This window comes from Pseudomonas sp. M5 (genome assembly GCF_016907075.1).
GTDB lineage: Bacteria > Pseudomonadota > Gammaproteobacteria > Pseudomonadales > Pseudomonadaceae > Aquipseudomonas > Aquipseudomonas putida_E.
Map to the genome: position 1 here is coordinate 209,285 of NZ_JAFBBH010000001.1, position 18,397 is coordinate 227,681.

20 protein-coding genes are annotated in these 18,397 nt (G+C 61.6%); 8 read left to right on the forward strand and 12 right to left on the reverse strand.

Translation table 11 applies throughout. The annotated features are described in order from the left end of the window. The first annotated feature begins 53 nt into the window (after window positions 1-53). The 4 genes from JOE27_RS00905 to JOE27_RS00920 all read left to right on the forward strand — a co-directional run bounded on the left by JOE27_RS00905 (window position 54) and on the right by JOE27_RS00920 (window position 3,041). Window positions 54-1,088 (forward strand): acyltransferase, encoded by a 1,035-nt coding sequence (locus JOE27_RS00905; RefSeq protein WP_115275292.1) that lies wholly within the window; start codon window positions 54-56, stop codon window positions 1,086-1,088. A 58-nt stretch (window positions 1,089-1,146) separates the two neighbouring features. Further along, complete coding sequence (nfuA, locus tag JOE27_RS00910; protein ID WP_012313787.1) at window positions 1,147-1,731, forward strand: Fe-S biogenesis protein NfuA; 585 nt, start codon at window positions 1,147-1,149, stop codon at window positions 1,729-1,731. 213 nt (window positions 1,732-1,944) lie between these two features. Continuing rightward, on the forward strand, window positions 1,945-2,553 hold the full coding sequence (locus JOE27_RS00915) for an SCO family protein (RefSeq protein WP_012313788.1): 609 nt from the start codon (window positions 1,945-1,947) through the stop codon (window positions 2,551-2,553). After that, window positions 2,553-3,041 carry a copper chaperone PCu(A)C gene (locus tag JOE27_RS00920; RefSeq protein ID WP_046787231.1) on the forward strand — a complete coding sequence of 163 codons (489 nt, stop codon included), beginning with the start codon at window positions 2,553-2,555 and terminating at the stop codon, window positions 3,039-3,041. Before JOE27_RS00915 ends, JOE27_RS00920 begins: the two co-directional genes overlap by 1 nt. A 33-nt stretch (window positions 3,042-3,074) precedes the next feature. On the opposite strand, the gene JOE27_RS00925 is transcribed toward JOE27_RS00920, so the two are convergent. Then, entirely contained in the window at window positions 3,075-3,302 is a 228-nt protein-coding gene (locus JOE27_RS00925; protein ID WP_012313790.1) for a hypothetical protein, read from the reverse strand. Between the two features lie 449 nt (window positions 3,303-3,751). Here JOE27_RS00925 and JOE27_RS00930 point away from each other — a divergent pair, with 449 nt between their 5' ends. Then, complete coding sequence (locus JOE27_RS00930; RefSeq protein ID WP_204917584.1) at window positions 3,752-4,966, forward strand: MFS transporter; 1,215 nt, start codon at window positions 3,752-3,754, stop codon at window positions 4,964-4,966. Window positions 4,967-5,099: 133 nt separating this feature from the next. Here the strand turns inward: JOE27_RS00930 and JOE27_RS00935 are convergent, their stop codons facing one another. The 7 genes from JOE27_RS00935 to JOE27_RS00965 form a co-directional block, all read right to left on the reverse strand. Next, window positions 5,100-6,002, reverse strand: a complete 903-nt coding sequence (locus tag JOE27_RS00935) for an AraC family transcriptional regulator (RefSeq protein WP_046787229.1) — start codon at window positions 6,000-6,002, stop codon at window positions 5,100-5,102. Next, window positions 5,999-6,313 (reverse strand): AzlD domain-containing protein, encoded by a 315-nt coding sequence (locus JOE27_RS00940; protein WP_012313792.1) that lies wholly within the window; start codon window positions 6,311-6,313, stop codon window positions 5,999-6,001. Before JOE27_RS00940 ends, JOE27_RS00935 begins: the two co-directional genes overlap by 4 nt. Beyond that, window positions 6,310-7,011 (reverse strand): AzlC family ABC transporter permease, encoded by a 702-nt coding sequence (locus JOE27_RS00945; RefSeq protein ID WP_046787357.1) that lies wholly within the window; start codon window positions 7,009-7,011, stop codon window positions 6,310-6,312. Before JOE27_RS00945 ends, JOE27_RS00940 begins: the two co-directional genes overlap by 4 nt. Window positions 7,012-7,107: 96 nt before the next feature. Then, complete coding sequence (locus tag JOE27_RS00950) at window positions 7,108-7,803, reverse strand: sel1 repeat family protein (RefSeq protein WP_115275289.1); 696 nt, start codon at window positions 7,801-7,803, stop codon at window positions 7,108-7,110. 156 nt (window positions 7,804-7,959) lie between these two features. Continuing rightward, entirely contained in the window at window positions 7,960-9,054 is a 1,095-nt protein-coding gene (locus tag JOE27_RS00955) for a hypothetical protein (RefSeq protein ID WP_204917586.1), read from the reverse strand. Between the two features lie 42 nt (window positions 9,055-9,096). Beyond that, entirely contained in the window at window positions 9,097-9,723 is a 627-nt protein-coding gene (locus JOE27_RS00960) for a LysE family translocator (protein ID WP_039604614.1), read from the reverse strand. Window positions 9,724-9,725: 2 nt separating this feature from the next. Then, window positions 9,726-10,508: a YqcI/YcgG family protein gene (locus tag JOE27_RS00965; RefSeq protein ID WP_115275287.1), complete on the reverse strand. Its 783-nt coding sequence runs from the start codon at window positions 10,506-10,508 to the stop codon at window positions 9,726-9,728. Between the two features lie 159 nt (window positions 10,509-10,667). Here JOE27_RS00965 and JOE27_RS00970 point away from each other — a divergent pair, with 159 nt between their 5' ends. The 3 genes from JOE27_RS00970 to JOE27_RS00980 all read left to right on the forward strand — a co-directional run bounded on the left by JOE27_RS00970 (window position 10,668) and on the right by JOE27_RS00980 (window position 14,819). Next, entirely contained in the window at window positions 10,668-11,588 is a 921-nt protein-coding gene (locus tag JOE27_RS00970) for a LysR substrate-binding domain-containing protein (RefSeq protein WP_046787225.1), read from the forward strand. 73 nt (window positions 11,589-11,661) lie between these two features. Next, the gene (locus JOE27_RS00975; RefSeq protein ID WP_204917588.1) at window positions 11,662-14,022 is read left to right on the forward strand and encodes a DNA polymerase II; all 2,361 of its coding nucleotides are present in this window, start codon (window positions 11,662-11,664) and stop codon (window positions 14,020-14,022) included. A 245-nt stretch (window positions 14,023-14,267) separates the two neighbouring features. Then, window positions 14,268-14,819, forward strand: coding sequence for a DUF4174 domain-containing protein (locus JOE27_RS00980; protein WP_115275285.1), 552 nt, complete (start codon window positions 14,268-14,270; stop codon window positions 14,817-14,819). Between the two features lie 73 nt (window positions 14,820-14,892). Here JOE27_RS00980 and JOE27_RS00985 read toward each other — a convergent pair whose 3' ends face one another. The 4 genes from JOE27_RS00985 to JOE27_RS01000 all read right to left on the reverse strand — a co-directional run bounded on the left by JOE27_RS00985 (window position 14,893) and on the right by JOE27_RS01000 (window position 18,225). Continuing rightward, window positions 14,893-15,396, reverse strand: a complete 504-nt coding sequence (locus JOE27_RS00985; protein WP_204917590.1) for a DoxX family protein — start codon at window positions 15,394-15,396, stop codon at window positions 14,893-14,895. Between the two features lie 15 nt (window positions 15,397-15,411). Next, window positions 15,412-16,032 carry a ferric reductase-like transmembrane domain-containing protein gene (locus JOE27_RS00990; RefSeq protein WP_204917592.1) on the reverse strand — a complete coding sequence of 207 codons (621 nt, stop codon included), beginning with the start codon at window positions 16,030-16,032 and terminating at the stop codon, window positions 15,412-15,414. Window positions 16,033-16,201: 169 nt separating this feature from the next. Beyond that, the gene (locus JOE27_RS00995; RefSeq protein ID WP_204917594.1) at window positions 16,202-17,488 is read right to left on the reverse strand and encodes a HAMP domain-containing sensor histidine kinase; all 1,287 of its coding nucleotides are present in this window, start codon (window positions 17,486-17,488) and stop codon (window positions 16,202-16,204) included. Continuing rightward, a complete protein-coding gene (locus JOE27_RS01000; RefSeq protein ID WP_039603377.1) occupies window positions 17,485-18,225 on the reverse strand; it encodes a response regulator in 741 nt (246 codons plus the stop codon). The genes JOE27_RS00995 and JOE27_RS01000 overlap by 4 nt, the downstream gene beginning before the upstream one ends. Between the last annotated feature and the right edge of the window lie 172 nt (window positions 18,226-18,397).

The following is an 18,397-nucleotide window of genomic DNA, read 5'->3' on the forward strand; positions in this document are numbered from 1 at the left end:
GCCAGGCAGCCCCACTGTGGCCTCAATGCACCAAGGCAATCGCAGGGTGATCCATGCTGTATTCGCTTCAGGCACTGCGGGCGTTCGCCGCCTGGGTGGTGGTCTGCCACCATTTCATGCAGATCTTTTTCGACTTCCATGCCACTGGCCCCATCGGCCAACTGCTCACTGACCGCGGCGCCGTGGGCGTCGACATCTTCTTCGTCATCAGCGGGCTGGTGATCTACCTTTCGACCCGAGACAAGCCCGTTGAGCCGCGTCGGTTCCTGCTCAACCGCGCGTTGCGCATCGTCCCTGCCTACTGGTTCTACACCCTGTTGATGGCGCTACTGCTGCTGGCCTTCAGCCAATGGATGCCACACCAGGCATTCACCTGGCATCACCTGCTGCTCTCGATGCTGTTCATTCCGGCAGAGAACCCCGGTGGCTACGGCCTGTACCCGACCTTGAACGTTGGCTGGACGCTGAACTTCGAGATGTTCTTCTACCTTTTGTTTGGCCTGGCATTCCTTGTCCGGCAGCGCCACCAGTTGCTGCTGGTGACCGCTGCACTGCTGCTGGTCAGCGAAGTGCTGGGCCGCCTTGGCGTGCTCAGCCGCTTCTACAACAACGGCATCATCTACGAGTTTCTGCTCGGTATCGGCATCGGTGTGCTTTATCGCCGCGGCCTGGTGCGCGAGGGGTTGTGGTTGCCGCTGGCGGTGCTGGGCGTGGCGGGCTACGCGATCTACCACCTGGACGCGTCCCAACGGCTCTTGCATTGGGGCCTTCCCGGTGCACTGATAGTGCTGGCATTTGTAGCGCTTGAGCCGTACTTCCAGGGCAACCGGCTGCTCAAGGCATTGGGGGACTGCTCGTACTCGGTGTACCTGATCCACGTACTGGTGCTGTACGCGGGCTGGTTCGCCAGCCAGCGCCTGCACTTGAACCCCTACCTGGTCTTTGCGCTGTGCGTGCCGTCCATTGGACTAATGTCGTGGTTCAGCTACCAGTGGCTGGAGCGGGGCCTGTACCGGCGGATGCAGGTGTGGCTGGCGGCACCGCGGGAGCAAACGCCGGCGTTTGCTCTTTCCCGAGTCAAATGCTAGGACTTTGTTCGAAGGCCAGCTTGGCGTACACTTGGCCGCAAGTCTGTGAGGAACTTCCATGAGCGCTATAACCATTACCGACGCCGCCCATGATTACCTGGCCGATCTGCTTTCCAAGCAGAACACGCCTGGCATCGGCATCCGCGTTTTCATCACCCAGCCGGGCACCCAGTACGCCGAAACCTGCATTGCCTACTGCAAGCCGGGCGAAGAAAAGCCTGACGACACCGCCGTGGGTCTGAAGAGCTTCACTGCCTACCTGGATGCCGTCAGCGTGCCGTTTCTGGAAGACGCGCTGGTCGACTACGCCACCGACCGCATGGGCGGCCAGCTGACCATCAAGGCGCCGAACGCCAAAGTACCGATGGTCAACGAAGACAGCCCGATCAACGAGCGTATCAACTACTACCTGCAGACCGAGATCAACCCAGGTCTGGCCAGCCACGGTGGCCAGGTCAGCCTGGTGGATGTGGTCGACGACGGCATTGCCGTGTTGCAGTTCGGTGGTGGTTGCCAAGGCTGCGGTCAGGCCGACGTAACCCTGAAGGACGGCATCGAGCGGACCCTGCTCGAACGCATTCCGGAGCTCAAGGGCGTGCGGGATGTGACTGACCACACCCAGAAAGAAAACGCGTACTACTGATCGGTAGTTCGGCGACCGGCTGGCCACAAGCTCCTAGCAACAAACTGTTACGGATTCAACCCCTGCGACAACAGGCCGCAGCCCGTGTTTAAAGGGCTGCAAGCCATCACCGCCTTGGTCGGGTAGAAGCGCTTGGGGCGTCATGCCAGAATGCCCCGGTTTTTCGGCCGGCCCGTCCCGAGGGTCGGCACCTTCCCTTTAAAGGATGGTTCCATGAATGATCTGTTGACCCGGCGCGCAGTCGTCGCCGGGATGGGCGTTCTCGGGCTCGGCCTGCTGGCAGGCTGCAACCCGGCCCGAGGGCTCGAGTTCAAGTACGGCAAGAACATGAGCAACGAAATCCTGGGGCGCAAGTTCCGTCTCAAGGATACCAAGGGCAACGACGTCACCCTGTCGAGCTTCTACGGCAGCATGCCGATGATCTTCTTCGGGTTCACCCAGTGCCCGGCAGTCTGCCCGACCACCCTGGCGCGAGCGGCGCAAATCCGCAAGCAGCTCCGGGGCCGCGACCGCGATCTGTTCCAGGTGGTGTTCATCACCCTGGACCCTGAGCGCGACACCCCCGAAGTGCTCGACGCCTACGTCAAGGCCTTCGACCCCTCGTTCATGGCCCTGACTGGCACCCCGGAGGAAATCGCCGAGGTGGCCAAGGAGTTCAAGGTGTTCTACGAGAAGGTCCCGGCCGGTGATACCTACACCATCTCACATTCGTCCACCAGCTACGTCTACGACACGCGTGGCACCCTGCGCCTGAGCCTGGGCCATTCCCTGAACGCCAAGGAATGCGCCGAGGACCTGGTCACCCTGATGGAGATCTGCTAATGGCTGTTTCACTGCACCCGTTCAAGCGCGGCCTGGCCGCTATTGCCCTGCTGGGCCTGGCGCTGCCGGCTTTGGCCCAGACCACCGTCAGTGATGCCTGGGTACGTGCCAGCGTACCGCACCAGCAGTCCACCGGTGCGTTCATGACCCTGACTGCCAGCAGCGACAGCAAGCTGATAGGGGTGGCATCGCCTGTGGCCAAGACTGTGCAAGTGCATGAGATGACCATGAACGGTGATGTGATGGGCATGAAACAGGTCGAGGCCGTGCAGCTGCCAGCCGGCAAGCCGGTAAGCCTGGACCCCAATGGCTATCACGTGATGTTGATGGGCCTGACGCAGCAGGTGAAGGAGGGTGACAAAGTCCCGCTGACCCTGACCGTGGAAGATGCCAAGGGTGGCAAGGAAACCTTGGAAGTGCAGGCAGAGGTACGGGCGCTCAACGCCGAGATGGGCGGTGGGCACGACCACATGCACATGAAGCACTGATTGACCCGGGGCCGCTAAGCGGCCCCACTTCATTCAGCTGCGAAAACGCGGCAGCGGCCTTTCCAGGGTCAGCGAGGTCAAGGTCTTGCGGACCTGGGCTTCGTCGGCCTCCAGGGCCTTGAGGCTTGCGCGGATCTTGCCAGCGGCGGGCACGTCACCCTGCCGGTCGATCCAGTCGGCGATCTCTTTGCAGGCACTGCTCAGGCAGGCCTGGCGCTGGTTCATCAACGATATGAGGGTGGTGAGCTCTCTTTCGGACATGGCAGGATCCTCCAATTCAGCCATGTCAGTGTAGCAGAGGGCTGGCCAGGCACTTACTGACTTTTCAAGGCGCAGCAGACGCTGCTCTCAAGGCGTAGTAACAACTCGTTACTTATAAACAGAATGTTTAAAGTCGATGCCTTTGTCTGCCTAAGATTCAAGGTGCGGCATCTGAAATTAATCTGCTGAAGCGTTCTGCTGGGGGAGTCTGCCAGTTGTGGGAATGCCGAAGTTAAAAATGGCCACTAGTAGGAATGTTCCTATGTGCTGAGTTGTGTGTGCGCGGAGGAGGGGTGTTGTTACAACTTTCGGGTTGAGCGTGATGCTGGACGAGTTTTAGATTGGTTTTGCCCAAATTGCGCAGGGTGATTTCAATAATCTGAAGTGCCTAGGCGCAATATTACCAAGTAGGAATTGACCTATGCTGCTGGCTGAGGGAATCACGAAATATGCGGGCGCTGGGTGTTGATCGCGGGACGCGTTCTCTAGCGTTCGGCTATTGTTTTTCCAAGTGTGGTGAATTTGCCTTCGAAGCTGCATTTGCCGTGGCCATCGTATCAATGACCGAGGCGGATCTGCTTTTGATTGGCATCGCTTATTTCTTTCGCTACTTGCCCAGTATGCTGTTTTCACCTTTAGGTGGCTGGCTGGCGGACAATGTCAACAGGAAACGAACGTTGTTTGCTGTCGAGGCGGCTAAAGGCCTCCTAGCACTTGCCTTCTTTACCTTATTCAGCTTTTTCACACCGGTATTGCCCGTCTTGGTCGGCCTTGCGATGGTCATGACGGCATTCGAATGTCTGTATGTACCTACGTTTCGAGCGTATTTTCCAGACCTTGTCGGAAAGGACCAACTCGCCTCGGTGAACAGCGGTATTCAGGTGATCGAGGATGCAGCCTCGATTATCGGGCCGCTGGTTTTCTCGGCATGTGTGTTACTGCTGTCTCGCGAAGCAACCTTCTTGTTCTTTGCGGCGTGCCTGGTGTTGTCGGTCATTTCTATCGCTACCCTTGGGCCTGCCAGGCAGGGCGTCCGGCAGGTATTCGATGGGCGCGCCATAGTGCGGGATACGGCGCGCAGTGTAAGTCAGCTCAGGGTCAGCAATGCGCCTTTGTTTGCTGTTATTGGCTGTACCACCCTCTGTGCGATGTTTGCCACGTCGGTGATTCGCTTCATCCTTCCGGCTTCGGTGCTGGAGCACTTTGCCTCAGAGGCAGCGGTTGGCTATGTTTTCTCACTGCTTGCGGCAGGCACCGTATTGGGTGGCGTGCTCTACACACGCTTCAACCCATGGACAACTGCACGCTTGGTACTGCGTTACTGGGCGCTGTATGGGGCACTGTTTTTTGCTGCGGCAGTGGCATTGCACTTCAACAAGTGGCTGTTCCTCCTGATTTTGTTCCTGGTCGGTTTCATTGGTGCATTTGTCGATATCGCGATCGTCACCAACATCCAGTGCTTGTCGAGTGAGCATGAAGTTGGCAGGAATTTTTCCCTCTATTACTTCACTGCCGTCATTGGTGATGCCGTATCGGGGCTGATTGCCAGCCTGGTCTTCGTGCTTGCGGGGCCAGCGACCTTCATATGGATGACGCTCATGCTGTGTATCGCGCCAGTACGCTGGAACCTGAAAGAAAGTGCGCATGACAGCGACAATCGATGATGCAATGCAAGCCAGTGTGCGTGGGGCGTTGGCGCATAACGCTTGGATCCTGTGGGGCACCCGGCAGGAACAACTGATGAAGGGCGGTTAGGCCAGCGGCAAGGACGGCCAGTGCGTGTGGCCGGTATTGCCGTCAGGATTCGACGAAAAGATTCGGATCCTTTGCAACTGGAGCTGGCGTTGTGAGCCGGTGGGAAGGCACGACCGCGTGAACGCATGCTTGTCGATAGGCCCCTGGCGTCACGCCATAGGCCTGTTTGAATTGCCGGCTGAGGTGGCTCTGGTCAGCGAAGCCCAGGTTGAAAGCCACGTGGGTCGCAGCCACGCCGCTCTTGAGCATTTCTCGGGCACGGGCCAGGCGCCGTTGCTTCAGCCAGGCATGCGGCGGCAGGCCGGTGGCCTGGCGGAACACCCGGGCGAAATGGAACGGCGATAGATTAACCGCGCCCGCCAGTGCTTCGAGCGATGGCGGTTCTGCCAGTTGGCTCTCCAGCAGCTCGCGGGCGCGGGCTACGGCCAGTGGTTCGTGGCCAGGGGGAGTGGGCTCAGCGCATTGCCCGTGTCGTTGTACCAGGGCCAGAACCGCCTGGCGCCAGGCGGTCTGTTGCTGCAGGGCACTGGCGCTGGCTTCGGACAGCTGATGCAGCTTACTGAAGGCCATGGCCAGGGCCGGGTCCTGGATCACGCTGTCCTTGAAGCAGGGCATGCCGTGGCGGCCCAGTTCCAGCTCGTCGAGCACGCCGGTCACCCGTTCATGCTCCGGATAAAACCCGCGGTAGCGCCAGCCAGCCTCATGGGCTGTGGCGCCGGTATGCAGTTCGTCAGGGTTGATCAGCACCATGCTGCCCACGGGCGCCAGGTGCTCGCTGCCGCGGTGCCAGAAGCGCTGGGCACCCGACTCGATCACGGTGAACACGTAACCCTCGTGAACATGTGGGGCGAAGCGTTGCTGAATGTAGCGCGCATGCAGCATCTCGACATCGCCCAGCGCGGGCGCCTGCCAAAGGTGGGTTTGTTCGCGCAGGGGCGTGCTCATGTCAGCCAGCTGCGCAGCAGGAAGAAGATAAACATGCTCACCAGCATGCTCAGCAATACACTGCGGGTCAACAACACCAGAACGATGGCCACTACAGCCCCCAGCAGGTAGGGGTTGAGCGGGCTCAGGTCCAGCTGGTGGCCGGGCAGGAAGACGATAGGCCCGCAAATGGCGGTGAGCATGCCCGGCACGGCAAAACCCAGAAACTGCCGGGCATTGGAGCTCAGGCGCAGCGGTAGGCGCGGTTCCAGGAAAGCGTAGCGATTGAGGAACACTACGGCGCCCATGGCAAAGATCAGTAGCCAGGTCATGCGCGGCCTCCGGAAAATTTCTGGCAGACAAATCCGGCAGCCATGCCCAGCAGGCCAGCGGCTACCAACGCGGTTTCCCAGTGCCAGTAGCTGAAAAGCACTGAACAGAACAGCGACACCGCCACGCACACTACCGTGGCGAGGTTGCGCACCAGTGGGGCGATCAGGGCGACAAAGGTGGCGACAATGGAAAAATCCAGACCCAGCTGGTCCAGATGCGGGATGTTCTGGCCCAGCACGATCCCGGCCAGGGTGAACAGGTTCCAGGCCACGTAGAAGGTCAGGCCGACACCTAGCGCGTACCAGCGGTTGAATTGCTGTTGGTCATAGTGGCTGGTCAACGCGAAGAACTCATCGGTCAACAGGAAACCCAGGCCCAGGCGCCAGCGCAGCGGCTGGTTCGACAGCACCGGGCGCATCGACAAGCCGTAAAGCAGATGCTGCGAGGTGAGCAGCAGTGTGGTCAGCAAAATCGACAGCAGGTTGGCGCCGCCCTTGAGCATGCCGATGGCTACCAGTTGCGCGGCGCCAGCGAACACGATCGCCGACAAGCCCTGACCCTCCCAGGCACTGAGGTTGGCCTCGATGGCCATCGAGCCTGCAAGCAGGCCCCAAGGGGCAACGGCCAGCGATAACGGAACAATGGCGATGGCGCCGTGCAGAAAAGCTTGGCGGGCAATAGGCGGACTGCTTTGCATGATGGCTGCAACACTGTTGTTCGGCAGCGCAGCATGCCAGAGGGCGGGGCAGGTGGCTTGAACGATCTTGCTGGTTTGCCACTGCCAGAACAACGTTCAACGCTGGCTGGTCAACCGCCGTTGTGCTGCTGCGCAACCATTGATTTCCACCGCCTTTTGCAGCAAGTCCCGGCGGTGCTGCGGATCGAGGTCGCCCAGCAACCGATACACCTCGGCCTGATAGTCGCGTTGACGCCCCCACTGCATTTCCAGCCCTTGTGGCTGGCTGCGGCTGCAAGCCAGCCGAGTGGCCGGTTGCGGGTAGTAGGGCGCATACAGCGTGGCCATGCCCGGGATCGCTTCGAGCGCTTGGCGGTAACGGGGGCTGGCGTTATACGGTGGGCACCAGGTGGCGATCGCCGTCGCGGGTGGGGCAAAGCCCTGTTGTAGGCTGGCCTCGAGCAAGGGGCATGCAGCATCAGGGATTTGCGCCGCTGGCAGGTAGGTCGTGTAGTACAGCGCCAGGCGGTATTGGGCCACGGGATGGCCGAGTTCCACTGACTTTTCAAGCAGGGCTACCGCAGTTGGAAGCGTACGGGCCATGGCCTGGCCCTGGCGTTTGAGTTCCGGATCGCCGCCAATGGCAGTGCGCAGCGTGTTGGCGTTATCGTCCTGGTTATCGGCCTGCTCCAGCAATGGCAGGGCTTGGCGATAAAGCAGGTCGGCATGCGGGTCGATACGCACGTCGAGCGCTTGTGCGGCAAGCGGCATCAGCGAGATGAGTAGTGCGGGCACGCGGGCGAAACCACTCACAGGCAGGCCTCACTGGCACCACAGCCCGGATAAGTGGAAAGGTACTGGTAGACGGCTCGGGTGTTCATGACAAGTACACGTTCGCCTCTGGCGTATCGGAACGACGGCCTATTCTAGCCAACCGGAAGCCCCGACCGAAAGGGCAACGCACATTTGTCAGACGAGCTTGATCGGTGTGACCTTGCGTTGAGCATGTTTTTCCTGGGCCAGGCCCAGTTTGGCGGTGATCACCTTGGCCAGCGCATTGTTGCCCAAATCGTTCAGGTGCAAGCGATCAATGAACAGCTCGGCCCCGAATACAGGGGAGCTGCTCAGCATGCTGTTCATGTCGTAACACGGCACCGGATCTGCCTGGCTCTTGATGCGCCTGAAGAAGGCCATGTGCAGTTGACTGTCGAAGGCGCCTTCAAGCAGTCGGTCGAAGTTGGTCGGTTGCTGTTCCAATGCCGACAGCATGGCTCGCTCTCCGGCAGGCAGCGTTTCACGGCACCATGGCAGCAGCGGTTGAAGAATGAAGGTAAGGGTGGCGTGGCTGTCGGCAAGCATGCGTTCCCACTGGCGCAAGGTGCGGCCAATGCTGTCGGCAGCATGCGCCAGGCGCTTCTGCGGGGCGGACAAGGGCCAGGCGGGAACCGGCGTGGGCCGGCGCGGGGCCAAGGCCTGGCCGAGGCGTTGCCACAGTGAGTCCCGGCGTGCCGGGCCGGTAGGCAGCATGCCTTCGTTGAAACTGTTGAGGTATTGCTGATAGGCCTTGGCGTGCAGTGCAGCGTGTGGGCCGCCCAGCACCTCACCCAGGCCCTCGTGGGCCAAGGTATTGATCCCGCTGAGCACCACCACGTGGCCGACTTCGCCAAAACGGTGCTGATGGGTGAGAAACAGCAGCAGTTCCTGGCTGGCATTGAGCCCACAGCCAGCCAGGCTCAACCACACTTCCCCGGTGAGCATCGACAGGTGTGACGCCACCGTATTCTCATCGGAACTGGCACCGATGCCCAATGCGGTCGAACCGCCGACGAGCAAGTTGACACGGCCGGTGCCGCCATACTCGGCGGCCGAGAATCGCTTGCCGGCGCAATGGCTGTAGCGCAAACCGAGCGCATCGGTGTTGATGGTGCCGGAACGGTAGCCGCTTTCGTGCACGTGCAGGGTGTGCGGGGCACGGCGGCTGCCCAGTTGCAGGAAGCGCTGGTAGTCGAGCGACAGTGGCGCAGGGAGGCCCGAGCCGAATGTTGCGGTATTGGACGGGCTCATGGGCGCTCCTTGTTGTCCGGCGTGGCGTCTCGCACCGAGCCGTCAGCCCGCCAGCTCTTTGATGTTGTAGGCCAGGCCGCCGACGGCGATCAGCAACAGGGCAACCCCCGAGGCCAGCGAAATCATCCGATTGCTACGCTGCGAGGCGATCTTGCCGATGGCAAAGATGTAAAGGCTGAGCACGGCGAAGTCGATGGCTACCCACAACAGGGACAGCACCATCATGCTTTTGCCGAACGATTCGGTGATCTGGATGAACTGTGGGAAGAAGGCGATGAAGAAGATGATGTCCTTGGGGTTGGAAATACCGACCATGAAGCCTTGCCACAAACCGCCACGCCCGGCTTTGGGCGTTTGCGCCAGCGTCTCGCAGGCAGGCGCTTGCAGGCATTCGCGCAAGGTGCCTACGGCGATGTAGCCGATGAACAGGCAGCCGAGCAGGCTCATGCCGCTGAGCCAGGCCTTGTCGATGGCTGCACTGGTGAGGATGACCCAGGCCGCGGCGCCGATCAGTACCAGGGAAGCCCAGTTGGTGCCCACGGCGGTGAACATGGCCTTGCGCGAGCCAGAGGCTGCGGCGGTGTTGACGATCAATGCCACCACCGGGCCTGGTGTGGCGATCAGCAGCAGTACGGTCAGGGCGTAGGTAGCGGTCAGTGCGGTATTCACGGTCAGTTCTCGATCTGGGTGTCGGTTGTTGCGTGGACGTGGGCATGAAAGGGGCAGCGCGACGGGTTGAGCGAGCCTGCTTCCTGCAGTTGGTATTGCTTCCATTCGAAGTTGTCGGCCTGGCCGAAGAAGCCCAGGCTGTCGGGCATCACGCCGTCGTTGTAGTGCTGCACGCGTTCGCGGATGCGTGCACGGATGCGCTTGCCGCTCTCGGTGCCGGCATTGGCCACTTCGTCGAAGTTTTCCCGCGGGTTGATGACGAAGGTGATGTGATTGCCCAGGTTGCGACTTTTCATTTGATGGTGGCCGGGAAAGTTCATGTTGATGAACAGTGCCATGCCGGCGTAGCAGAACGACCAGCCACTGTCGTGTGGGTCGGCCGGGATCGCTTGCGGCCATGGGTGCGGGTCACGGGCATGGACGCCGCGCAGCACCTTCCAGGCCAGCGCCTGCTGTTCGGCCAGGCTGCTGTCGGCGGCCGTTTCGAGGAACACCACCAGTGGGCTGCCAATGCGTTGCTTGACCGGCACCGTTGCTATGGTGCGCACGTATTCGGCCAAGCCTTGTGCGATGTCATCGGCGAGCTGTTCGGCGCGGGCGAAAAGGATGTGGCAGGATTCACCGGCCACCGCCTTGCGCCCGAACAGGCACGGAAAGTCAGGGTTTGCGAGGATGTTGCGAAAATGCTGTATGGTTTTGTGCGTCCAGTGATGCGTGTTCCGGACATGTTCAGCGGCCAGCTCTAGCGCATCCAGGCGATAGCAGTTTCCATAACCCGTAAACATGATTTCCCCAGGCGTGAATTAGCAGAAAGTTCAAGACACATGCAGGCAGGTTATTGGCTTATCTTGGTTGTTTACCTGCATTTTCTGAGGCGTACCTTACGTTGTAAAACGCGTGGTACTATGACCTACTATTAGTCTCACTCATGCTTCGGGGGAATCATGTCGGAACGGATCCAGGCGTTGCACGCTCTGCGTGCCTTCGAGGTCGCCTCACGTTACGGGTCGTTCACCCGTGCGGCCGAAGAGCTGGCACTGACCCAAGGCGCCGTCAGCCACCACATCAAGACCCTCGAGGGCCTGTTCGGCTGCGACCTGTTCGAGCGACGTGGGCCCAAGTTGAGCCTCACCGAACATGGGCGCCTGCTGGCCCAGGAGCTCAAGGTCGGCTTCAAGATCATCGAAAACGCCTGTGCACTGCTGCGCCAGGACCGCTACGGCCTGCGCTTGAAGGCGCCCTCGACGCTGACAGTTCGCTGGTTGTTGCGGGCGCTGGATGCCTTCAAGAAAGTCGATGACAGCTGCAGCGTGCAATTGTCGAGCGTCTGGATGGACATCGACACGGTGGACTTTTACTCCGAGCCCTACGATTGCGCCTTCCTCTTGTCCAACGGCCGGTTTGCCGCCGACATCGAGAGTTTCAAGCTGTTCGACGAATGGCTGATTCCGGTGTGCCACCCGGACTACATGGCGCATGAGCAGCCGGCACTGGGTGACCTGCGCCAGTGTGAACTGCTGCATCCTTCGTCGGATCGGCGCGACTGGCGGCGTTGGCTGGCGCGCATGGATGCCCTGGACATCAGCATCGATCAGGGCCAGGTGTTCGACACCCTCGACCAGGGCATTTCTGCGGCCCAGCAGGGCTTGGGGATTTCCGTGGTCGACCTGGTGCTGGCCAGTGCCGACCTGACCGCAGGGCGCCTGGTCACCCCGTTCAAGCATGCAGTGGCGACCGGAGACGGGTATTACATGACCTGGCTCAAGTCCAGCCCCAAGGCGCGGCAGATGCACAAGCTGCGCGATTTTCTGCTGGGGCAGGTGCCGCCATTGGCCTACAAGGACATCAACTACCTGTATGGCTGATTGCCCGCACAGGCCCCCCGCGCAAGGGTAGAATCGTCGCATCCGACCTATCCGTCGCACCGAGGACAACGCAGTGGAGTTGCAGCAGGGCTTTGTCCTGACCCGGCATTGGCATGACACGCCCCAAGGCACCTGCGTGGAGTTCTGGCTGGCCACCGACCAGGGGCCGCGGCTGTTGCGCCTGGCCCCGCAGGAGTCGGTGGCGTTCATCCTGCAGGCGCAGGTCGAGCATGCGCGGCTGTTGCTGGCGGGCGAGGCCGGTGTCGAAATCAGGCCCCTGCGCCTGCAGGATTTCCAACATCGTCCGGTGCTGGGCGTGTATTGCCGTCAGCACCGGCAACTCATGCAACTGGAACAGCGCTTGCGCGGTGCCGGCGTCGAGGTGTTCGAAGCTGATATCCGCCCCCCCGAACGCTACCTGATGGAGCGCTTCATCACCGCCGCCGTGCAGTTTACCGGCCAGCCTGATGCCCAGGGTGTCATCTGCGAGGCTCAGCTCAAACCCTTGGCGCACTACCGCCCGCCGCTGCGCCTGGTATCGCTGGACATCGAGACCAGCGAGCGCGGCGAGTTGTACAGCATTGCGCTGGAAGGCTGCGGCCAGCGGCAGGTGTTCATGCTAGGGCCCGCCAATGGCCAGCCCGACGCCGTGGATTTCGACCTGCACTACTGCAACGACCGGGCGGCACTGCTCGACTGCCTGAACCAGTGGATGGCCAGGCATGATCCGGATGCGATCATCGGCTGGAACCTGGTGCAATTTGACCTGCGCCTGTTGCATGAGCACGCCAAGCTGCTTCAGGTGCCGTTGAACCTGGGGCGTAACGGTGCGCCCATGACTGTGCGCGCCCACGCCAACCGTAGCCATGTGTTCGCCGATGCGCCCGGCCGCTTGTTGATCGACGGCATCGAAGCGCTGCGCTCGGCCACTTGGAGCTTCCCTTCGTTCAGCCTGGAAAACGTCGCTCAGGCATTGCTGGGGGAAGGCAAGGCGATCGACACGCCTTACCAGCGCATGGACGAGATCAACCGCATGTTCGCCGAGGACAAGCCGTCGTTGGCGCGTTACAACCTCAAGGACTGCGAGCTGGTGACGCGTATTTTTGCGCATACCCGGCTGCTGGAGTTTCTGCTGGAGCGCTCATCGGTGACCGGGCTGGCGGTAGACCGCAGCGGTGGCTCGGTGGCAGCGTTCTGTCACCTGTATATCCCGCAGATGCATCGGCTGGGCTTCGTCGCGCCCAATCTGGGCAGTCGCCCGGATGAAGCCAGCCCGGGTGGTTTTGTCATGGACTCGCGCCCGGGGCTCTATGACTCGGTGCTGGTGCTCGACTACAAAAGCCTGTACCCCTCGATCATCCGTACTTTCCTGATCGACCCGGTAGGCCTGGTCGAAGGCCTGCGCCAGCCGGATGAGACGCACTCCGTCGAAGGCTTTCGCGGCGGGCGTTTCTCGCGCAGCCGGCATTGCCTGCCCGCGATCGTCGAACGGGTCTGGCAGGGCAGGGAGGAGGCCAAGCGTGAAGGCAACGCGCCGCTATCGCAGGCACTCAAGATCATCATGAATGCGTTTTACGGGGTGCTCGGCTCAAGCGGTTGCCGCTTCTTCGACCCACGCCTGGCGTCTTCGATCACGATGCGCGGGCACCAGATCATGCGCCAGACCCGCGCGCTGATCGAGGCACGAGGTTACGACGTTATCTACGGCGACACCGATTCCACCTTCGTCTGGCTCAAGGGTGCACAGGGTGAAGAGGCGGCGGCGCGCACCGGCCGCGCGCTGGTGGCCGAGGTCAACCTGTGGTGGCAGCAGCACCTGCGTGAAACCTTGGGCCTGGAAAGCGCGCTGGAGTTGCAGTTCGAGACCCATTATCGGCGGTTTCTGATGCCGACCATCCGCGGCGCCGACGAGGGCAGCAAGAAGCGGTACGCCGGCCTGGTTCAGCGCGCCGACGGCGGCGAGGACATGGTGTACAAAGGCCTGGAGTCGGTGCGCACGGATTGGTCGCCCTTGGCCAGGCAGTTCCAGCAGGCGTTATATGGGCGAATCTTCCGGGGCGAGCCGTACCGTGACTATGTACGCGGGTTCGTCCAACAGACCCTGGCCGGTGAGCTGGATGAGCTGCTGATCTACCGCAAACGCCTGCGCCGCCCGTTGGCCGACTACCTGCGCAATGTCCCGCCACATGTACGCGCAGCACGCCTGGCCGATGAGTACAACAGCCGCCTGGGGCGTGCCCGGCAATATCAGAATGGCGGCTGGATCAGTTACGTGATCACCACAGCCGGCCCTGAACCCATGGAAAACCTGCAGTCGCCGATCGACTACGACCACTACCTCAGCCGCCAGTTACAGCCTGTGGCCGATGCCATCCTGCCCTTTGTCGGTGATGACTTTGCGGCGTTGACCGACCGTCAGCTGTTGCTGTTCTGAGTGCCGGCTCAAGCGCCCCTTCAGGCGAGCGGGAGGGAGCGCAGGTTGCCGTTAGTGGCTTTGGGCTATGCTGAGTTTGGGTATCGGCCGTTTCCGAAAAGGCTGCCATCCTGGTATCGGTCACCATTGGAAACTGCCAGTTACTTTTCCCTGGCCCTCTGATGTTCGAAGTGGTTTAGGCTCCGGGTCGGATTTTTCTCCGTGATCTGTAGTCACTGTTTTATCGAGACAATAAGGAGATGCGTATGCTCGTCCGGTCACTGACCCTCGCCACCCTGCTCGCCGTCACTGGCCCTCTGTTCGCCGCCGACAGCGACGCTCCGCTGGCCAAGGAACTGGGCAAGGCACGACCATTGGTGATCATTGCCCCCAGTTCCGCCGACCCGACCTTGCGGGGGTTGAACGATGCCTTGAAAGACCCTGCCACCCAGGCTGCGTTCAAGGAGCGTGGCCTGGTGATCTACAGCGTCGCCAACATGATGGGCAAGCGGGAGGACAAGAACCTCGAGCAGCAGACCACCATGGCGCTGATACGTGAGCTCAAGCTCGGCGCCAGCAAGGGCACCAAGGTCATCCTGGTGGGTAAAGACGGTGAGCGGCACATGCTCAAGGATGACGAAACAGGTGAAAAGATCGACCCGCAGGCCATCATCAAAGCCGTCGATGAGCTGCCGGCCAGCGAAAAGGCCGTGACTGCACCGGAGCCTGTCGCTGCGGCAGCAGAGCCCAAGGCCAAGGACAGCAAGCCCGCCAAACCGGCCAAGCCGGCAGCGCCGCCCAAGCCACTGGAAGACTGACGTCAGCTACGCGTATCACCCCTGGTAGGACAGCAAAGGGCTCGTGGGCTGTACGCTCCGGGCCCTTTGCATTTCATGCTGTTCGGGCCTGGACCGTGATGTGCCGTTTGATCCAGTGATCAATGCTTAGCTTCCCGGCACCTTTGAGCAGCAATGGCAGCAGTGCAACCAGGTAGATCAGGGGCAGCTTGTAGTTGCCGAACCCTAGATCGGTGATGGCGTAACCCTTCGCCAATTCTGCCAGGTCCGACCAGTGCGCAGGCCAGTGCACCGCTGCGATCGCTACGACGGTTACCACCGCCAGCCCCGCCGCCGCCAGCCGTGTGCCAAGGCCCAGTAGCAGTAGCAGCGGCAGGACCAGTTCAGCCCACATCGACAGTTGCCAGTTCAACTCCGCTGGCAGCAGGCTGAAGGGCAGTGGGAAGCTCCCCTGTATATCGCCGAACCAGTTGCTGCCGTTGAATTTCTCCAGGCCGGATTCGAAGAACTCCCAGGCCAGAAACATCCGCAATGGCAAATCAGCGCCCCAATCTGCAAGACTGTCGAGGGGGGGCAGGGTGCGAGTCAGCGTGGTCATGGTCTGTTCTCTTCTTCAGGAAAGGGCCGTGGCGTTACGGCGCTTGTACAGCGCCAGCTTGGCGGTGAGCTTGAGGGCGATGGCGGTGAACATCAGGGCAAAGGCCAGCGGATACCAGCCACCCATGGGAATGCGTTTGTAGAACGACAGGCAGAACACGCCGGCTAACACCCACATGCCGGTGCTGTGCAAGGCTTTCCAGGCACGGCCGCCGAGCAGGCGCATGCTCGGCTTGAAGGAGGTAAGGGCCAGCAACAGCAGGAACAGGTAGCCGATGCTGCCTGGCAGGCTGGAGGTAGCGGTGCGGCCGGCCCAGAACAACTCGGGAAAATGCTGGGCGTAGCGGTAGATCAGCAGGCCGTGCACGGTGTGCGAAAAGGCAAAAGCCAGCCCCAGGAAGCGCCGCTCGCGCAAAACGCGACGGCTGCTTGGGCCGGGCAGCAAGGCCACCAGCGTCGAGGCCAGGAACGTCATCAGGAACAGGGCGAAGGAACTGCGTGCGGTAGCGCGGATAGCGCTGCGCAGGCCATCGGAACCGAGCGGGTGGCTGGCCAGGACCACGGCGGTCATGAGCAGAGTAAGGCCGGCCAGGACGGTGAACAGCTTCCAGCCGGAGGGAAGGGCGATGGCTCTCATCGAAGAGGCTCCCGGTGTGTCAAAGTGTGACCGGGAGTGTGGCGGTACGGCGTATCTGCAGTGTGTCGGCGCAGGCTGTATTGTGTATCGGAATGTAGTGACAGGTGGTGTAGGCCAATTTCACCCGTGCAGGCGCGGCGCGCAGCACCGCGTCAAGGACGGCAGCGTTTCACTTCAGCTCGATTTGTGCGCACAGGCCTCCGCCCTGGCGATTGCTGAGGACCAATTGCCCGCCCATGGCCTGCATCAGTTGGTGGGCGATTGCCAGGCCCAGGCCGGTGCCCCCGGTACTGCGGTTGCGCGAGCTTTCCACCCGATAGAAGGGTTTGAGCACTTCGCCGAGCTCTTGCTGGGGGATGCCAGGGCCTTCGTCCAGCACGCGGATCACGATACGTCCCTGCTCACGGCTGACCTCCAGTTGCGCCTTGCCGGCGAACTTCAGGGCATTGTCCAGCAGGTTGACCAACACCCTGCGCAGCGCATGCGGGCGCGTTTCCAGCAAACTGCCGGTACTGCCGTGGCGCTCGACCTGCGCGCCGCTGTCCTGGTAATCGAACACCACGCTGTCGAGGAACGCGTCGAGGTTGATGCGGCAGGGCGGCTCGGTGTTGATATCCATGCTGCGGGCATAGGCTACGCCTTCGCGGACCAAGTGCTCCATGGCATCCAGGTCATGCCACAACTTGTCCTTCTCGACTCCCTCGTCCATTACCTCGACCCGGAGTTTCATACGCGTGATCGGGGTTTGCAGGTCATGGGAAATCGCTGCCAGCAACTGCATGCGCTCCTTGAGGTAGGCAGCTATGCGCGCCTGCAAGGCATTGAAGGCGACAGCGGCGAATTTCACTTCGCGCGGGCCGCTTTCGTCCAGCAACATGCCGGGCTTTTCTGGGTCTAGGTCGTCAAGCGCCTTGACCAGGCGTGTCAGCGGGCCGATGGCCAGGCGCACGGCCAGCCAGGTACAGAACAGCAGCACGGCAAGCTGAATGAGCAGCACCAGCGGCAGCCAAGTGGCGATCGGCACGGGGGCCGGGGTGACATCGATGGTCAGCGGTGCGCCGTCGGCCAGACGTAGGTGGGCCTGGAAGTGTGCGTTCGGGCCAGGTATCTCCTGGAAGGTCAGGCGATACTGGCTACCGATGGCCTTGACGATCGAGTCGGCGGCCATGGGCGGGTCGTCGCTGGGCATCGCCGCACCCGTTACGCCAGCGTCAAGCCGATAGCGGTAGGTGCGCCGCTCCAGGCGGGGCAGCCAGGCCGGGCGTTCAGCGGCGGGCAGGCGGTCGAGGATGGCCACCGAAGTGGCGACGTCCTGTTCCAGATTGCTGAGCATCATCGAGCGGCTGCTGATATAGCGCTCATAGGCCTGCAGGCTGAACGACAGCCCGTAGGCCAGCACCAGCCCGGTGATGAAGATCAGTGCCAGGCGCGAGGCGAGGGTGCGCGGCCACTTCATGATGGCGACTCGAGCAGTTGCACTGGCAGCGAGAACACATAACCTTCGCTGCGCACCGTCTTGATGCAGCTGGGCTCGCGCGCGTCGTCGCCCAAGCGCTGGCGCAGGCGGCTGACCAGCAGGTCAATGGAACGATCGAAGATATCGGCCTCGCGGCCCTGGGTCAGGTTGAGCAACTGTTCGCGGCTGAGCACCCGTTGTGGGTGGTCGAGGAACACGCGCAACAGGCGGTATTCGGCGCCACTAAGGGCCACCAGCGTGCCTTCGCTGTCGAGCAGGTGGCGCGCGGTGGTATCCAGACGCCACTGGCCGAAACGGATCAGGCGGCCGCTTTCGCTGATGGTCAGGTTGGGCGGCAGCATGCGTGTGCGGCGCAGCACGGCATTGATGCGAGCCAGCAGTTCACGGGCTGAGAATGGCTTGGTCAGGTAGTCATCGGCGCCCATCTCCAGGCCGATGATGCGGTCGGTCTCGTCGTTGCGCGCGGTCAGCATCAGCACAGGCGTATTGCGGTGCTTGCCGGCGCGCAGTTCGCGGCACAGCAGCAGGCCGTCATCGCCCGGCATCATGATGTCGAGGACGATCAGGTCGACGCTGTTGGCTTCGAGGAAGGCGCGCATCTGCCGGCCGTCGGCGACGATGCTGGTGCGCAGGCCGTTCTTCTTCAGGTAATTGCCGACCAGTTCGCGGATTTCGCGGTCGTCGTCGACGATCAGGATGTGATCGACATGTTCCATCGGTGGGGTCCTGTGCAAGGGGAATGGGCGCAGTGTACCGAGCAGGTATGAGCTTGCCTGCAGAGGTTTGTATTGCAGTGTATCTGGTGGCGCATCAGATACAGCAGGAGGCAGGGCGCAGGGTCAGGCGACACATGCCCGATACCTGGCGAGCGTGAAATGGCTCTCACCG